General features: G+C 60.2%; 12 protein-coding genes. 11 read left to right on the forward strand and 1 reads right to left on the reverse strand.

What is annotated here, in order from left to right; translation table 11 throughout:
* Positions 1 to 36 precede the first annotated feature (36 nt).
* The 10 genes from BHC62_RS17085 (at position 37) to BHC62_RS17130 (ending at position 13686) form a co-directional block, all read left to right on the forward strand.
* A complete protein-coding gene (locus BHC62_RS17085) occupies positions 37 to 1206 on the forward strand; it encodes an alginate biosynthesis protein Alg44 (protein WP_029297907.1) in 1170 nt (389 codons plus the stop codon).
* 98 nt (positions 1207 to 1304) lie between these two features.
* Entirely contained in the window at positions 1305 to 2750 is a 1446-nt protein-coding gene (gene algK / locus BHC62_RS17090) for an alginate biosynthesis TPR repeat lipoprotein AlgK (RefSeq protein ID WP_070995617.1), read from the forward strand.
* Complete coding sequence (locus BHC62_RS17095; protein ID WP_070995618.1) at positions 2747 to 4234, forward strand: alginate export family protein; 1488 nt, start codon at positions 2747 to 2749, stop codon at positions 4232 to 4234. The genes algK and BHC62_RS17095 overlap by 4 nt, the downstream gene beginning before the upstream one ends.
* Complete coding sequence (gene algG, locus BHC62_RS17100) at positions 4234 to 5823, forward strand: mannuronan 5-epimerase AlgG (RefSeq protein ID WP_032867246.1); 1590 nt, start codon at positions 4234 to 4236, stop codon at positions 5821 to 5823. Before BHC62_RS17095 ends, algG begins: the two co-directional genes overlap by 1 nt.
* An 11-nt stretch (positions 5824 to 5834) precedes the next feature.
* Positions 5835 to 7283 carry an alginate O-acetyltransferase gene (locus BHC62_RS17105; RefSeq protein WP_029297898.1) on the forward strand — a complete coding sequence of 483 codons (1449 nt, stop codon included), beginning with the start codon at positions 5835 to 5837 and terminating at the stop codon, positions 7281 to 7283.
* Between the two features lie 8 nt (positions 7284 to 7291).
* Entirely contained in the window at positions 7292 to 8392 is a 1101-nt protein-coding gene (locus tag BHC62_RS17110; protein ID WP_070995619.1) for a mannuronate-specific alginate lyase, read from the forward strand.
* A gap of 217 nt (positions 8393 to 8609) precedes the next feature.
* Entirely contained in the window at positions 8610 to 10142 is a 1533-nt protein-coding gene (locus BHC62_RS17115; protein WP_029297894.1) for an MBOAT family protein, read from the forward strand.
* 11 nt (positions 10143 to 10153) lie between these two features.
* Entirely contained in the window at positions 10154 to 11344 is a 1191-nt protein-coding gene (locus tag BHC62_RS17120) for an alginate O-acetyltransferase (protein ID WP_029297893.1), read from the forward strand.
* Between the two features lie 16 nt (positions 11345 to 11360).
* Entirely contained in the window at positions 11361 to 12014 is a 654-nt protein-coding gene (locus BHC62_RS17125) for an alginate O-acetyltransferase AlgF (RefSeq protein WP_029297892.1), read from the forward strand.
* A 220-nt stretch (positions 12015 to 12234) separates the two neighbouring features.
* Positions 12235 to 13686, forward strand: a complete 1452-nt coding sequence (locus BHC62_RS17130) for a mannose-1-phosphate guanylyltransferase/mannose-6-phosphate isomerase (protein ID WP_029297891.1) — start codon at positions 12235 to 12237, stop codon at positions 13684 to 13686.
* Positions 13687 to 13764: 78 nt separating this feature from the next.
* Here BHC62_RS17130 and BHC62_RS17135 read toward each other — a convergent pair whose 3' ends face one another.
* Positions 13765 to 16566, reverse strand: a complete 2802-nt coding sequence (locus tag BHC62_RS17135) for a dermonecrotic toxin domain-containing protein (RefSeq protein WP_070995620.1) — start codon at positions 16564 to 16566, stop codon at positions 13765 to 13767.
* Positions 16567 to 16768: 202 nt separating this feature from the next.
* Here BHC62_RS17135 and BHC62_RS17140 point away from each other — a divergent pair, with 202 nt between their 5' ends.
* Complete coding sequence (locus tag BHC62_RS17140; protein WP_070995621.1) at positions 16769 to 17233, forward strand: multidrug transporter; 465 nt, start codon at positions 16769 to 16771, stop codon at positions 17231 to 17233.
* Positions 17234 to 17257: the final 24 nt, after the last annotated feature.

The following is a 17257-nucleotide window of genomic DNA, read 5'->3' on the forward strand; positions in this document are numbered from 1 at the left end:
CTGCCAAGCCTGAATTAACCTAGGAATTAGTACGCCATGAACAGCCAAGTAAACGCCAACGTTGTCCACGAATCCGAAGCCCAGCGCCAACACGCCCGTGTCAAAATCCCGGCCAAGCTGCGCTTTTTCGGCGCCGACCGCACGCCCATGGAAGTGCGGGTCATCGACCTCTCCGCCGGCGGCCTGGCCTTCAATGCCGCCCAACAACCGTTGAAAGTCGGTGATGTGCACAAGGCACGCCTGCAATTTGTGATCGACAATCTGGGCCTGGCGATGGACGTGGAGCTGTTGATCCGCTCCCACGACCGCCAGACCGGCCGCACCGGTTGCCAGTTCCAGAACCTGGATGCCCAGGATATTTCCACACTGCGTCACCTGATCACCTCGCACCTGTCCGGCGACATCGTGACCATGGGTGACGTGCTGGCCACCTTGCAGCGCGACAACTTCACCAAGGCGCGCAAGGTCAAGGACAGCGGCAGCGGCATGAGTGCCTTTGGCCGCCTGCGCGCCGTGACCTTCAGCCTGGCGATCTTCCTGGTGGGCCTGGCGGCGTTCGGGTTTGTGTTCAAGTCGGTGTACGGCATGTACTTCGTCAGCCACGCCCAGGCCGGCCTGGTCAGCGTGCCGGGGATGAACGTCACGATGCCCCGCGACGGCACCGTGCAAAGCCTGATCAAAGACAACGGCGTTGCCGCCAAAGGCGCGCCACTGGCGACCTTCAGCACCAGCATGCTTGATGTGCTCAAGGGCCACCTGGACGAAGACCAACTGCAACCGGCCAAGGTCGAAGAGCTGTTCGGCAAACAAATGACCGGCACCCTGACCTCGCCTTGCGACTGCATCGTCGCCCAGCAGTTGGTGGCCGACGGTCAATATGCGAGCAAGGGTGATGTGATCTTCCAACTGGTGCCGCGCGGCAGCCAGGCCAACGTCGAGGCGCGTTTCTCCTATCGCCAGTTCGGTGATGTGCGCCCAGGCACGCCGGTGAGCTTCCAGGTCGCCGATGAAGAACAGACCCGCACCGGCACCATCGTCAGCAGCACCAGCCTCAACAGCGCCGACCTGTCTTCGGATATCCGTGTGCAGATCAAGCCCGACGCCCCCCTGGACAGCGCCTACGCCGGCCGCCCGGTGGAAGTGACCAGCGACCGTGGCCCGTCCCTGAACTGGCTGATCGATAAAGCCATGGCTGCTGGTTTGTAAGCGAGGACATGCCTGTGAACCCTATTTCAAGAACAACACAATCCCTGTGGGAACCGCCTGTTGTGGGAGCCGGGCTTGCCAGCGATGCAGGCGACGCGATGCATCAGACAAACCGCGACGATGCCATCGCAGGCAAGCCAGCTCCCACAAAAGCGCGCTCCCACATCCGCCCTGTGGCGCTGCTGGCATTGGCGGTCAGCCTGGCCGGTTGCGCCGGCCTGCCCGACCAGCGCCTGGCCAATGAAGCGCTCAAGCGTGGCGACACCGCCACCGCTGCGCAGAACTATCAGCAACTGGCAGACCTGGGTTACAGCGAGGCCCAAGTCGGCCTCGCGGATATCCAGGTCGGCAGCCGCGACCCGGCGCAGATCAAGCAGGCCGAGGCCACCTATCGCGCGGCGGCCGATGTATCGCCACGCGCCCAGGCCCGCCTCGGTCGCCTGCTGGTGGCCAAGCCCGGTGCCACCGAGGCCGAGCACCGCGAAGCCGAAAGCCTGTTGAAAAAAGCCTTTGCCAATGGCGAGGGCAACACCTTGATCCCGCTGGCGATGCTGTACCTGCAATACCCCCACGATTTCCCCAGCGTCAACGCACAGCAGCAGATCGATACCTGGCGCACTGCCGGCTACCCCGAAGCGGGCCTGGCGCAGGTGCTGCTGTATCGCACCCAGGGCACTTACGACCAGCACCTGGATGACATCGAGAAAATCTGCAAGGCCGCGCTCAGCAGCACCGATATCTGCTACGTCGAGCTGGCCACCGTCTACCAGAAGCGCGAGCAACCGGAGCAACAGGCCGAACTGCTCAAGCAGATGGAGGCCGGCTACAGCCGTGGCACCGTCACCGCCCAGCGGGTCGACAGTGTGGCCCGTGTGCTGGGCGATGCCTCCCTGGGCAAGACTGATGAAAAAACCGCCCAGGCCCTGCTGGAAAAAATCGCCCCGGGCTACCCGGCGTCCTGGGTCAGCCTCGCGCAGTTGCTCTACGACTTCCCGGAACTGGGCGACGTCGAGCAGATGATGAAGTATCTGGACAACGGCCGTGCCGCCGACCAGCCCCGCGCCGAATTGTTGCTGGGCAAGCTGTACTACGAAGGCAAGTGGGTGCCGGCCGATGCCAAGGCCGCCGAAGAGCACTTCCAGAAAGCCCAGGGCCAGGAAGTGGCTGCCGATTACTACCTCGGCCAGATCTACCGCCGGGGCTACCTGGGCCAGGTCTACTCGCAAAAGGCCCTGGACCATTTGCTGACCGCGGCGCGCAACGGCCAGAACAGTGCCGACTTCGCGATCGCTCAATTGTTTTCCCAGGGTAAGGGCACCCGGCCCGACCCGCTCAACGCCTATGTGTTCAGCCAACTGGCAAAGATCCAGGACACCCCGCAGGCCAATGAGCTGGCCGCGCAACTTGAACAACAACTGCCGCCCGCCCAGCGCGCCGAGGGCCAGCGCCTGCTGCAACAAGAGCTGGCCGCCCGTGGCGCCTTGAGCCAAAGCACGCTGCAACTGCACGCCCTGCAAGAAGAAGACGGCGAGGAATCCCTATGAAACTCAATCCATTCGTCAAGGCCGGCATTGGCCTGACCTTCGCCCTGCTGTGGTCATGCCCGACCCTGGCCGCGCTGACCGAAGACAAAAACTTTGGCCTGGAAGTGAAAGTCACCGGCCAGTCCGAAGATGACCGCGACCTGGGCACGCAAAAAGGCGGCGACGTCAACGGCATCGGCCTGGATGTGCGCCCGTGGATCTACGGCGAAAGCGGCGCCTGGAGCGCCTACGCCATGGGCCAGGCGGTGGCGTCCAGCGACATCATCGAGACCGACACCCTGCAACAGTCCGATGGCGACACCACCGAGCAGTCGAGCAACAACGACCGCAAGACCAAGAAGAACTACCTGGCCCTGCGCGAGTTCTGGGTCGGCTACAGCGGTTTCACGCCCTACCCTGGCGAGATCCTCAAGCTCGGCCGCCAGCGCCTGCGCAATAACGATGGGCAATGGCGCGACACCAATATCGAAGCGCTGAACTGGACCTTCGACACCACCCTGCTCAAGGCCAATGTCGGCGCTGCCGAACGCTTCAGCGAGTACCGCACCGACCTCAAGGAACTGTCTCCCGAAGACAAGGACCGCCAGCACCTCTATGCCGATGCGGCCTACCAGTGGACTCCCGGCCATTGGGTCGGCGTGCGCGGGCATCACACCCACGACGACGGCAAGCTCGACTACCCACAACCGGGCGTGGCTGCCGACCCACTGGACAAGCGCCAGAACGGCGACCTGACCTGGCTCGGCCTGGAAGCCAACAGTGACGCCTACAACTGGCGCAACACCAATACCGTCAACTACTGGGCCAGCGTCACCGGTATGCAGGGCGACCGCAGCAACGTCAACGCGTTGAACGCCGACGGTAGTCGCCCCACCAACGCCAAGCGCAACACCGATGTAGACGGCTGGGCCACTGACCTCGGCGTGCGCCTGCGCCTCGACCCGCAGTGGCAAGTGGGCGCGGCTTATGCCCGCGCCAGCGCCGACTACGAACAGAACGGCCTGCAAAGCAACCGCTCGAACTTCACCGGCACCCAGTCGCGGGTGCATCGTTTTGGCGAGGCGTTTCGCGGCGAGATGAACAATATGCAGTCCATGAGCCTGTTCGGTTCCTGGCAGCTGCGCGACGACTACGACGCCAGCCTGGTCTACCACAAGTTCTGGCGCGTGGACGGCAACAAGCCGGTGGGCAGCAACGGCATCAATGCCGTGCAGAACAACTACGACGATGTCACCGGTGCCGTGTTGTCCAGCGCATCCCTGCCGCTGGTAGACGGCAACAAGGACCTAGGCCAGGAGATGGACCTGGTGGTCACCAAGTACTTCAAGAAAGGCCTGCTGCCCGCAGCCCTCAGCCAGTCGATCGACGAACCGTCGGCCCTGGTGCGCTTTCGTGGCGGCGTATTCAAACCGGGCGATGCCTATGGCAAGCAAGTCGACTCGTACATGCACCGCGCCTTTGTCGACGTAGTCTGGCGCTTCTGATGGGAGCCTGCGCAATGAATCCTCACGCCCTCAAAGGCTCGGCCCTGCTCGCTGCGGCAATGCTGCTGGCGTGCGCCCCGGCCTTTGCCAATGTCGAGCCGCAGGTCAAGGCGCCCACCATCGCCAAGGAACTGCAACAGGCCAAGACCTACACCATCACCAGCCCGCCCACCGCGCCGCTGGAGATGCCCAAGCCGGCGCTGCCGGACCTCTCGGGCTATACCGCACAAGCCGTGGCGAAGAAAATCGTGCGCAGCAAGGCCGGCAAGGTCAGCGTGCGCCGGATGATGCAGGAAAACGCCCTCAAGGACTTTATCGGCGGCGACAACAAGATGGCCGAATGGGTGGTGCGCCAGCATGGCATCCCCCAGGCGATCTTTATCGACGACGGCTACATGAACCTCAAGGACCTGCTCAAGAAGGTGCCCAAGCAATACCTGAGCGAAACCTCGCCCGGGGTATTCCTGGCCAGGCTGCCGATTGTGGTCGGCGAAAAAGGCATCCTCGAAATCGATAACCAGACCCAGGAATTGCGCCTGTCCCAGGAGGCCGGTTCGTTCCTGGTCAACGACGGCCAGCTGTTTGTGCGCGACACCAAGATCACCGGCTGGCGCGAGAAGAGCAACGGCCCGGCGACCTTCCGCTCGCCCAAGGAATTTCGCCCGTTCCTGCTGGCCTGGGGCGGCACCCAGACCTATATCGTCAACAGCAAAATGGCCAGCTTCGGCTACGCCAACAGTAAGTCCTATGGCGTGAGTATTTCCCAGTACACACCGAACATGGCCAAGGTCCTCAAGCGCCCGGAACCCACCGGCTGGATTGTCGATTCCGAGTTCTCCGACATGTGGTACGGCTTCTACTGCTACGAGACCACCGGCTTTGTGATCAAGGGCAGCACCTACAAAGACAACATCGTCTACGGCATCGACCCCCACGACCGTTCCCACGGCCTGATCATTGCCGACAACACCGTCTACGGCACCAAGAAAAAGCACGGGATCATTATTTCCCGTGAGGTCAACGACAGCTTCATCTTCAACAACCGCAGCTACGACAACAAGCTCTCGGGCCTGGTGATCGACCGTAACAGCGTGAACAACCTGATCGCCGATAACGAGATTTACCGCAACCACACCGACGGCATCACCCTCTATGAGAGCGGCGACAACCTGCTGTGGGGCAACAAGGTGATCAGCAACCGTCGCCACGGCATTCGGATCCGTAACAGCGTGAATATCCGCCTCTACGAGAACCTCGCCATGGCCAACGGCCTGACCGGCGTCTACGGCCATATCAAGGACCTGACCGACACCGACCGCGACATTGAGCTCGACCCGTTCGACACCAAAGTCTCGCTGATCGTGGTCGGCGGCGAACTGGCGGCCAATGGCAGCGGGCCGCTGTCCATCGACTCGCCGTTGAGCATCGAGCTGTACCGCGTGTCGATGCTCGCGCCGACCAAATCCAGTGGCATCAGCTTCTCCGGCGTTCTTGGTGAGCGCCAGGAAGAGATTCTCGACTTGCTGGTACGCCAGAAAAAAGCCGTGCTGATCGACCCTGTCGAACGCCAGACCCAATTGCAGGACTGAGGATGACCTTTATGCACCCACACATGATCAAGCTGCTCAGCCTCTCGGGTTTGACCCTCGGCATCCTGGCCGCCAGCAGCGGCGTGCGCGCCGATGAAGCCAAGGCGCCGAGCTTTACCGCCGAGCCGTGCTGCAACCTGTGCCCCGAGGCTCACGACGCAAAGAACTACACCACTCGCTACCAGCAGAACTTCACCACCCTGGTACAGGCCCAGGGCGACTGGCTGTTCCGTACCCAGGAAGACCTGCGCACCGAATTCGACACCACCCCGGCCGGCTACAAGCGCATGCAGCAACTGCACGATGCGTTCAAGAGCAAGGGCGTGGAGTTGGTGGTGGTCTACCAGCCGACCCGTGGCCTGGTAAACCGCAACAAGCTCAACCCGGCAGAGAAAGCGCGCTTTGATTTCGACAAGGCCCTGGGCAACTACAAAACCATGCTTGGGCGTTTTGCCAAGATGGGCTACGTGGTGCCGGACCTGTCGCCGCTGACCAATGAACAACTGCCGGACGAACTGCCGGCCCACGACTTCTACTTCCGCGGCGACCAGCACTGGACCCCCTATGGCGCCCAGCGCACCGCGAAAATCGTCGGGGCCAAGGTGCGCGCCATGCCTGAATTCGCCGGGATCCCCCAGCGTGAATTCGAGACCAAGAAATCCGGACGCATGGGCAAGACCGGCACCCTGCACAACATGGCAGGGCAGTTGTGCGGCACCAGCTACGCGATCCAATACATGGACCAGTTCAGCACCGAGCCCAAGGGCGAGGCCGCGGACGGCGACCTGTTCGGCGATTCCGGCAACCCGCAGATCACCCTGGTGGGCACCAGCCACAGCGGCAAGAACTACAACTTCGCCGGCTTCCTGGAACAGGAAATCGGTGCCGACATCCTTAACGTCGCCTTCCCCGGCGGTGGCCTGGAAGGCTCGATGATCCAGTACCTGGGCAGCGAAGAATTCCAGAAAAGCCCACCGAAGATTCTGATCTGGGAGTTCTCGCCGCTGTATCGCCTCGACCAGGAAACCATCTACCGCCAGATGATGGCCCTGCTCGACAACGGCTGCGAAGGCAAGCCGGCGCAGATGAGCGCCAGCACCACCCTCAAGCCCGGCAAGAACGAGCTGATGGTTAACAGCAAGAACATGGACCTGCGCAATAGCCGCCATCAGGTCGACATTCGCTTCGCCGATCCTTCGGTGAAAACCCTGCAAGCCACCCTCTGGTACATGAACGGTCGCCACGAGGACATCAAGATCGACAAACCCGAAACATCCGAGACAGACGGGCGTTTCGCCTTTGAACTGCGCACCGATGAAGACTGGGCCTCGCAGAACCTGCTGGCCGTGGAAGTGCAGGGCCCCGAAGCGGGCGCTGCCGCGCAGAAAGTCGAAGCGAAAATTTGCACACGCAACGTGTTCCCAAGCGGCGGTCAGCAGACCGCGCAACTTGGACAATGAGGTTACCTATGCACAAGTTACTGATTCCAACGCTGCTGGGCCTGGCGATGTTTGCAGGCCAAGTCAACGCCGCCGCGCCGCTGCGCCCGCCCCAGGGCTATTTCGCGCCGATTGAAGCGTTCAAGACCGGCGACTTCAAGAACGACTGCGACGCCATGCCGACGCCCTACACCGGCTCACTGCAGTTTCGCAGCAAATACGAAGGTTCCGATAAAGCCCGTTCGACCCTGAACGTGCAGTCGGAAAAAGCCTTTCGCGACAGCACCGCCGATATCACCAAACTGGAAAAAGACACCAGCAAGCGGGTGATGCAGTTCATGCGCGACGGTCGCCCGGAGCAATTGCAATGCACCCTGAACTGGCTGGTGAGCTGGGCCAAGGCCGATGCGCTGATGTCCAAGGACTTCAACCACACCGGCAAGTCCATGCGCAAATGGGCGTTGGGCAGCATGGCCTCGGCCTATGTGCGCCTGAAGTTCTCCGAGTCGCAACCGCTGGCCAAGTACCCGCAGGAGTCGCAACTGATCGAAGCCTGGTTCAACAAACTGGCCGAGCAAGTGGTCAGCGACTGGGACAACCTGCCCCTGGAAAAAACCAACAACCACTCGTACTGGGCCGCCTGGTCGGTGATGGCCACGTCCGTCGCCACCAACCGTCGCGACCTGTTCGATTGGGCCGTCAAGGAATACAAGGTCGGCGCCAATCAGGTCGACGCCCAGGGCTACCTGCCCAACGAATTGAAGCGCCAGCAACGGGCCTTGGCCTACCACAACTACGCCCTGCCGCCGCTGGCGATGATCGCCAGTTTTGCTCTGGTCAATGGCGTGGATGTGCGCGGTGAGAACAACGGCGCGCTCAAGCGCCTGGGCGACAAGGTGCTGGCCGGGGTGAAGGATCCGGACATCTTCGAGCAGAAGAACGGCAAGGAGCAGGACATGCATGACCTGGAGCAGGACTCCAAATTCGCCTGGCTCGAACCCTTCTGCACCCTCTACACCTGCGCCCCGGAAGTGATCGAACGCAAGCACGACATGCAACCGTTCAAGACCTTCCGCCTGGGCGGCGACCTGACCAAGGTCTACGACCCGGCGCACGAAAAAGGCCGTTGATGGAACGGGCTCCCAATGTGGGAGCGGGCTTGCTCGCGAAAGCGGTCTGACATTCAGCATTGATGTCACCTGACACACCGTTATCGCAGGCAAGCCAGCTCCCACATTTCGAGCCGGTTTCGACAGTGAAAAAGTAGTACCGCCCTCCCCGTTTTTTCGTGGGGGGTTTGGGGGGGCCGTTGGCCCTTGACTGTTGGTTAAACATGGAGAGATCGGGATGGTTTTCTCGTCCAATGTGTTCCTGTTTCTGTTCTTGCCGATCTTTCTCGGCTTGTACTATTTGAGCGGGCAACGCTATCGCAATCTGCTGCTGCTGATTGCCAGTTACGTGTTCTACGCCTGGTGGCGGGTGGACTTCCTGGCGCTGTTCGCCGCCGTGACCCTGTGGAACTACTGGATCGGCCTCAAGGTCGGTGCAGCAGGCGTGCGCACCAAGCCGGCGCAGCGCTGGCTGCTGCTCGGGGTGGCGGTCGACCTGTGCATCCTGGGCTACTTCAAGTACGCCAACTTCGGCGTCGACAGCATCAACCTGATGATGAAATCGGCGGGGTTGGAGCCGTTTATCCTGACCCACGTGCTGTTGCCGATCGGGATCTCGTTCTACATCTTCGAGTCCATCAGCTACATCATCGACGTGTACCGCGGCGACACTCCGGCGACCCGCAACCTCATCGACTTTGCGGCGTTCGTGGCGATCTTCCCGCACCTGATCGCCGGCCCCGTGCTGCGCTTTCGCGACCTGGCCGACCAGTTCAACAACCGCACCCACACCCTGGATAAATTCTCCGAGGGCTGCACGCGGTTTATGCAGGGCTTTATCAAGAAGGTGTTTATCGCCGACACCCTGGCGGTGGTGGCCGACCATTGCTTCGCCCTGCAAAACCCCACCACGGGCGATGCCTGGCTCGGCGCACTGGCGTATACCGCGCAGCTGTATTTCGACTTCTCCGGCTACAGCGACATGGCCATCGGCCTGGGCTTGATGATGGGTTTCCGCTTCATGGAAAACTTCAAGCAGCCGTATATCAGCCAGTCGATCACCGAGTTCTGGCGGCGCTGGCATATCAGCCTGTCTACCTGGTTGCGCGACTACCTGTACATCACCCTGGGTGGCAACCGCAAAGGCACGCTGACCACCTACCGCAACCTGTTCCTGACCATGTTGCTCGGCGGCCTGTGGCACGGCGCGAACATCACCTACATCGTATGGGGCGCCTGGCACGGCATGTGGCTGGCGATTGAAAAAGCTATCGGCCTGAACACCTCGCCACGCAGCTTCAACCCGGTGCGCTGGGCCTTCACCTTCCTGCTGGTGGTGATGGGTTGGGTGATCTTCCGCGCCGAAAACCTGCACGTTGCCGGGCGCATGTACGGCGCGATGTTCAGCTTTGGCGAGTGGTCGCTGTCGGAACTCAACCGCGCCAACCTCACCGGCCTGCAAGTGGCAACCATGGTGGTGGCCTACGCCACACTGGCGTTCTTCGGCCTGCGCGACTTCTACAGCAATCGCCCGGCCGACAAGGCCAAGCCGGCTGACCCGAGCCTGATCAAGGCGGTGCCTGGCGATACCCCCGGCAGCATCCAGGAACCCGGCTTCAGCGTCGGCAGCAACGCCGCCGTGCAACCGGCCTACTGGACTGCCGACTGGCCACGCTATGCCATGCGCGCGGTGATCCTGCTGCTGTTCGTGGCTTCGATTCTGAAACTCTCGGCGCAAAGCTTCTCGCCGTTCCTTTACTTCCAATTCTGAGGGAGCCGACCATGACCCGTTCATTCCGCATCCTCTACGCCGCGCTGTTCATGGCCCTGCTGCTGGCCCTGGGCGCGTGGTCGGTGCGCAGTTTCTTCGGTTTCAATACCAACGCCGACGCCACCGTGCTCAACGGGCGCTGGGCCAAGGCGGTCGAAACCCATTACGACGATGAGTTCCCGATCAAACGCCTGGGCACCAACCTCTGGGCGGCCCTGGACTACAAGCTGTTCAACGAGGGCCGTCCCGGCGTGGTGCTGGGTCGCGATCACTGGCTATACAGCGACGAGGAGTTCAACCCCGCCGTCAACGAAGAGCAGAACCTGCAAGACAACTACGCCCTGGTCGAAGGCGTGCGCCAGACCCTCAAGGCCAAGGGTGTGCAATTGGTGATGGCAATTGTCCCGGCCAAGGTGCGCCTGTACCCCGAGCACCTGGGTGAAGTGCAACCAGCGAGTATTCATGCCGGGCTCTACCAGGACTTCCATGCCCGGGTGGCCGCCGACAAGATCATCGCCCCCGACCTGCTGGGCCCGCTGCAACAGGCCAAGCTCCACGGCCAGCAAGTGTTCCTGCGCACCGACACCCACTGGACCCCGGATGGCGCCGAAGTCGCCGCCAAGCAACTGGCCAGCGTGATCAACGCCAAGACCCTGCTCAGCGGCGAGCCCCAGCGGTTTGTCACCGACGCCGAAAGCATCGCCCCCCACAGCGGTGACCTGCGCCTGTTCCTGCCCCTGGACCCGCTGTTCGAAAACCTGATGCCGCCCAAGGAACCCCTGCAAAAACGCGTGACCCACGCGGTGCAGGCCCAGGCGGCGGGCGATGATGCGTTGTTTGCCGACAGCGAGATGCCGGTGGCCCTGGTGGGCACCAGCTACAGCGCCAACCCCAACTGGAACTTCGTCGGTGCCCTCAAGCAAGCCCTGGGCAGTGAAGTGGTGAACTACTCCGAGGACGGCCACGGCCCGATCCTGCCGATGCTCAGCTACCTGAAAAGCGATGACTTCAAGAACAGCCCGCCGCAGGTGCTGATCTGGGAGTTCCCGGAACGCTATCTGCCGGTGAACAACGAAATCGGCGACGCCGACCCCAAGTGGGTTGCGCAACTCAAGCAAGCCGGTACACGCCAACAGAACATGGCAATCAACACACCCGTTAAAACCCAGAAATCCGAGACGCCCGACCGGGCGCAAAACTGAAAGAGAGGTAACTCACATGACTTTCACTACTACTCCTCGTCGTCTCGCCAAGACCCTGGCCCTGGCCGCCGGCATGAGCTTCGTGTCGATGTCCGCCTTCGCCGGCGACGCCGCCCTCTACGGGCCCATCGCGCCGAAAGGCTCGAGCTTCGTGCGCCTGTTCAACGCCAGCAACCAGGAAGTCAGCGCCAGCGTCGGCAACACCGCGTTGAGCGATGTGGCGCCACTGGCCAGCAGCGACTTCAGCTTCCTGCCGGGCGGTGACTACAGCGCCAAGGTCGGCAGCCAGAACGTCACGGTCAAGCTGGCCGCCGATCACTATTACACCCTGGTCAACAGCGGCACCGGCCAGCCGCAACTGATCGAAGAACCACCGTTCAAGAACAAGCAGAAATCCCTGGTGCGCGTGCAGAACCTCAGCGACAAGGCCCTGACCCTGAAGACCGCCGACGGCAAGACCGACGTGGTCAAGGCCGTGGCCGCCAAGGGCCGTGGCGAGCGCGAGATCAACCCGGTGAAGGTCAGCCTGGCGCTGTATGACGGCGATAAAAAAGTCGGCGACGTGAAGCCGGTGGCGCTGGAGCGTGGTGAGGCGGCGGTGCTGTATGTCACCGGTTCCGGTTCGAGCCTGTCGCCAGTGTGGGTCAAGCGCCCCGTGTCGACCCGCTAATTATTTCCTGAACTGACGGCTACCCACTGTAGGAGCGAGCTTGCTCGCGAAAATCGCCAACGATAACGCGAGCATTCTGAATGAACGCGGTGTCTGGAAGTGCTTCGCGAGCAAGCTCGCTCCTACAGGGGATCAAGGCGTCAGTTCGGACCGAGACAAAAACAAGAGTGAAACGACTGAATTTCGTTGCTCTAACCCATACAGATTCAAGGAGAAACCCATGATCCCAGTAATCCTTTCCGGTGGTAGCGGCTCACGTCTTTGGCCGCTTTCGCGTAAACAGTTCCCTAAGCAGTTCCTGGCCCTGACCGGCGAGCACACGCTGTTCCAGCAAACCCTGGAGCGCCTGGTGTTCGAAGGCATGGACAGCCCGATCATTGTCTGCAACAAAGACCACCGCTTCATCGTCAACGAGCAGTTGAGCGCCCGCAAGCTGGAAAGCCAGCGCATCCTGATGGAGCCATTTGGCCGCAACACCGCGCCGGCCGTGGCCCTGACCGCGATGATGCTGGTCAATGAAGGCCGTGACGAACTGATGCTGGTCCTGCCCGCCGACCATGTACTGGACGACCAGAAAGCCCTGCAACGCGCCCTGGCCCTGGCCACCGTGGCCGCCGAGCGTGGCGAGATGGTGCTGTTCGGCGTACCGGCCACCCGCCCGGAAACCGGCTACGGCTACATCAAGTCCACCAACGACTCACTGCTGCCCGAAGGCGTCAGCCGCGTGCAGCAGTTCGTCGAGAAGCCGGATGAAAAACGTGCGGTGGAGTTCGTCAAAAGCGGTGGTTATTTCTGGAACAGCGGCATGTTCCTGTTCCGCGCCAGCCGCTTCCTCGAAGAGCTGAAAAAACACGACCCGGACATCTACGACACCTGTGTGCTGACCCTCGAGCGCAGCGAGCATACCGCTGATACCGTGACCTTCGACGAAGCCACCTTCGCCTGCTGCCCGGACAATTCCATCGACTACGCGGTGATGGAAAAAACCCAGCGCGCCTGCGTGGTGCCGCTCAGTGCCGGCTGGAGCGACGTGGGCTGCTGGGCCTCGCTGTGGGCGGTCAATGACAAAGACGCCAACGGCAACGTGACCAAGGGCGACGTGGTGATCCAGGACAGCAAGAACTGCATGATCCACGGCAACGGCAAGCTGGTGTCGGTGATCGGCCTGGAAAACATCGTGGTGGTGGAAACCAAGGACGCGATGATGATTGCCCACAAGGACAAGGTCCAGGGCGTCAAGCAGATGGTCAACACCCTCAACGAACAAGGGCGCAGCGAGACCCAGAACCACTGCGAAGTCTACCGCCCGTGGGGCTCCTACGACTCGGTGGACATGGGCGGGCGCTTCCAGGTCAAACACATCTCGGTCAAGCCGGGTGCGTGCCTGTCGCTGCAGATGCACCATCACCGCGCCGAACACTGGATCGTGGTCAGTGGTACCGCTGAAGTAACGTGCGACGAGAACGTGTTCCTGCTGTGCGAGAACCAGTCCACCTACATCCCGATTGCCTCGGTGCATCGCCTGCGCAACCCGGGCAAGATCCCCTTGGAGATTATCGAAGTGCAATCGGGCAGCTATCTGGGCGAGGATGATATCGAGCGGTTTGAAGATATCTACGGGCGCTCGACGCCGGTTGAGCGTGGCGTGTCGGTGAAAACTATCGCGCAGTAGACCCCGCAAAAAACAGCCGCCTATCACCCTCTGCGTCCCCTATCCGCAGCGAGTGATGGGCGGTTTGTCTATTGGCGGTCAAGCGGTGTACGGCGTCTCGCCGCGAGAAATGACGCGACTCACCAGTTCACCGCTGGCGCCATCCCTGTATTGCAACGGAATGGAGAAAGGGGTATCCACATAAAAAATATGTGGATGTCCGGGGACTTCCACCAACTTCAGACCGGTGGTGTTTATCTCAAAGTAATCGGTCATCTTATTCAGCGTTTTGCCATATTTGTTACGCCCGAAAATCATCTGGGATATGACCTCCGTAGGCTTATCTTCAGGCGCCAAATCGGTGAAGTAATGCCTGCCCTGCCCTCTAGGCAGCGGGCCACCTTTTAAATCGGTAGAGGACGGTGAAAAAGAGCGGTCAGCGACGAAAGCGGAATGACGACTTCGGTTGTTGTATTTGTAGAAGACGTTCTTTCCTTTGATGGGAGGTTCCAGGGTGGCTTTTTCACCGGGAAAGGCTTCAGGTAACTTGGGGCGTTTTACGGTGGATTGCCCACCGGAAGTGGATGGACCCGAAGAACGGTCTGGCTCAGCAAGGCGTTTTCGACCCGTGCTCACATCCCTATCGGTACTTTGGACCCCGCCCAGCATTCTGCTCGAACGCCATTGGCCATTAGCCACAGCGTCGACTGTCAATACAGGCTTGCCGCTCTGGGGATCGATAATCTGGACATAGTCGTTACTGAGTTTGAAATCACTCTTGATCTCATACGTGTTGGCGATACCTGTCTGGTCGGTATAACGGATAAACCAACGGTCTTTTCCCAGCTCATCCTTGAATTGATAAATACCTTTGGCATTAACTGTACTTTTGGCAAGTAATGACTCGCCGTCCGCAACAGCGTAGATGCTGATATTGCCCGCTTGTGACGGCAGCAGGCGATTGGGTATGTCGAAACTAGCGTATTCAGGGCCGGATGCCGGCTCAAGGATTGGCGGCTCTTTTTCCGGCAGTACGAACGGATCTTCAGCTTTTGAGCCGACACCTACAGAAGAGAACAACACGTTGAGCATTCCATCGAATACCTTCGCCGCCCCGTCATGACGTTCAGCCTGAGTATCGCCCGTGATCTCTTTTTCAGTGCCCAGCGCCACTTCGGTGAGCCCCGTGATAACTGCGGCTGCGGCGATCGGAGCCGCCAGCGGGGCCAGCTTGGTCAGCAACCCTGCGCCGACCGAGATGTCATTGAGCCAAATATCACGAGTGACCTCGCTGTTGGACTTGATCGCGGTGTCTGCATCACTTTTCATGCGCTGTTGGCTTAGATGCGCCATGTGGCTGAACACATCGCCCTTGATCGCAAAGTTGCCGCGGTCGATGACCCTGCCCTCTTGATTACTGACGGTTCCTGCACCGAGGTATTCCAACGATGTATCGACGCCGTCTTTCGGACGGACTTCAGCCAGGAAGCTTAGCTGCACTATTGTGTTAAATAATACGGCCCCCGCCCCGGTTTCACTGTTCTGCCGATCAGCCAGCGAGAAGTGCGACTCCAGGGCTTTACGCAAGGAGGGCGTGCTGGCCTGATCGCTGACCCATCGATCCATTTTTTCCAACGAGTCGAATTTCAGAAAGGCTGGCTGGGCGTCAGGAATGTAGAGGATTTGCACGCCGTCCAGACGACCGTGGACGTATTTTTTGGGCAGCTTGCCAGGTAGGGTAAAACGCACAATGTCATTTGACGGGAAGCCATTGATATCGAAAGCATGGGCCTGGACAGCACCTGTTACCGGGGATGTTGCCTGCAATTGTGCAAAGGTCAGGGGCTGGTTTTCAGATACGCCCTCACCACAAACAGCCGTCATCAGCTGTTTATAGTCGCTCCTGGTGAGCTGATGCTCGGGCGGCTGCAGCGCTCGTTCAGCAGGTAACTTGGCCTCCTGGGACTTGAGTTGTTCACTTGCCTTATGGATGAACACCCCCTTCTGGACAGTCCGATAGTTATCGGCGTGGTGTTCCCAGAAGTCGTCGATTTTTTCCGACATTACCGTTTGGAAGTCGACTTTCCAAAGAGCCTTCATAAACTGGGAAGGCGCCAGGGGAATTTGGTTATGAGCGCCGTAGCCTGCTTTTTTGCTTTGTCCGGGGCCGTCTTTATACAAGCCCGCTTCCGAGTCCAGATTGCCGGGAACCCCGTCGTTTTCGGAGAAGTTCTTCAATACCGCATCGGTCAAAGTGATTGAAGAGGAAGGTTCTTCCTTCATATGCTCCCAACCGGTAGCGGTTGTAGCAGATTGCGTGCCGTTAAAACGATTCAGATACGTCTTATCGGCGTCTACATGGATGCCGGTCAACTTGAACACGATGTCTTGCGCGCACTTTTTGGCTTCTGCGCGCACATCTGGAAATGCCGCAGCCGTGCCTAAGGCAATATTGTTGAATTTGGCTTTCTCGACATTGGCCTTGGCCACTTGCTCGGTAATGACTGCATAGGCATTGGAAGTGCTTTCCGGTGCCTGTGAAGACACGATGTGCCTGAGTTGGGTGAGTTCTTCACGATTTTTCGGAATGTTCCAGCCGTTGGCTGTGATGTATTGCCATAGGCTGACTTCTATGACCGGGCCTGCATCTTTCGTATCGGGCTCCAGTTGGATCTTCGTGGTTTGCAAGACCGGAAAAATAGGCTCATTGGTTGTGCGACCCGTTGTGATGCCTTGCTCCAGGCCTACCAGTGTCTGAGTCAGCGAGTTACGGTTGTCCAGATCACTGGAGCCTGCGCCGGTGGTTGGTTGCGTATTGGATGTGGGCTTTATAGAGCTGCTCTCTTGGGTAACCTCGTATTCGTAGGCTCCGGAAGAAAGATTCTGTATCGATATACTCATGATGTTTATCCCCGACAGATACAAGAAAGCCCGCAGAACAACAGTTATCAGTCTGTGGCTGTATCTATGTAAGTGATGCGAACAACGCCATCCATTCCAGTGAAAAGGTAACGGGGGATATCTCCGGAGCGTACTCGCAACCCGATAGGCAACCGTACCCCGCCAACGGTACGATGGTTCCCCCATCCGCGAGGCTGCCTCCATGTTCTTCGGCGTTCTACTGATCATCACCTGGCTGATCCTGCTGCTGCGCTATCCCGCCAAGGCGTTGCCTGTATCCCTCGTAGCAGCAGTGGGTCTGGGTTTCGTGGCGATGTGGGTGGTATGGCTGGACAACCGCGAAGCCGCGCAACTGGCGCGCCTGGAGCTACGCATCAGCTACGCCCCCGAGCAATGCCCTGCCGATCGCCCCTTGCAGCTCAAACTCAACAATGGCAATGACGTCCCCCTCACCGAATTGCGCTGGCGCGTCGCCGCCTATGCGCCGGGCGATACGGTCAACCTGGCCGACAACGTCTATGCTGCCCCACGCTATCGCGGCCCCGGCGAATTGCAGGCCGGCGCCACCTGGGAAGATTGCCTGCCGATGCCGCCGCTGCGCCCCGGCTATCGCCCGCAAACCCTGGAGTTTCGTGCCGAACGCTTGCAAGGCAGCTTCTGCGACTAATTAATAACGACAAAGGATTGAGCC

It is taken from the genome of Pseudomonas sp. 06C 126 (assembly GCF_001855215.1).
GTDB classification, from domain to species: Bacteria; Pseudomonadota; Gammaproteobacteria; order Pseudomonadales; family Pseudomonadaceae; genus Aquipseudomonas; species Aquipseudomonas proteolytica.

Bases quoted from the DNA above. Each gene is read 5' to 3' on its own strand.
- BHC62_RS17085 (WP_029297907.1), top strand. From the start codon at position 37: ATGAACAGCCAAGTAAACGCCAACGTTGTCCACGAATCCGAAGCCCAG.
- algK (WP_070995617.1), top strand. From the start codon at position 1,305: ATGCATCAGACAAACCGCGACGATGCCATCGCAGGCAAGCCAGCTCCC.
- BHC62_RS17095 (WP_070995618.1), top strand. From the start codon at position 2,747: ATGAAACTCAATCCATTCGTCAAGGCCGGCATTGGCCTGACCTTCGCC.
- algG (WP_032867246.1), top strand. From the start codon at position 4,234: ATGGGAGCCTGCGCAATGAATCCTCACGCCCTCAAAGGCTCGGCCCTG.
- BHC62_RS17105 (WP_029297898.1), top strand. From the start codon at position 5,835: ATGCACCCACACATGATCAAGCTGCTCAGCCTCTCGGGTTTGACCCTC.
- BHC62_RS17110 (WP_070995619.1), top strand. From the start codon at position 7,292: ATGCACAAGTTACTGATTCCAACGCTGCTGGGCCTGGCGATGTTTGCA.
- BHC62_RS17115 (WP_029297894.1), top strand. From the start codon at position 8,610: ATGGTTTTCTCGTCCAATGTGTTCCTGTTTCTGTTCTTGCCGATCTTT.
- BHC62_RS17120 (WP_029297893.1), top strand. From the start codon at position 10,154: ATGACCCGTTCATTCCGCATCCTCTACGCCGCGCTGTTCATGGCCCTG.
- BHC62_RS17125 (WP_029297892.1), top strand. From the start codon at position 11,361: ATGACTTTCACTACTACTCCTCGTCGTCTCGCCAAGACCCTGGCCCTG.
- BHC62_RS17130 (WP_029297891.1), top strand. From the start codon at position 12,235: ATGATCCCAGTAATCCTTTCCGGTGGTAGCGGCTCACGTCTTTGGCCG.
- BHC62_RS17135 (WP_070995620.1), bottom strand. From the start codon at position 16,566: ATGAGTATATCGATACAGAATCTTTCTTCCGGAGCCTACGAATACGAG.
- BHC62_RS17140 (WP_070995621.1), top strand. From the start codon at position 16,769: ATGTTCTTCGGCGTTCTACTGATCATCACCTGGCTGATCCTGCTGCTG.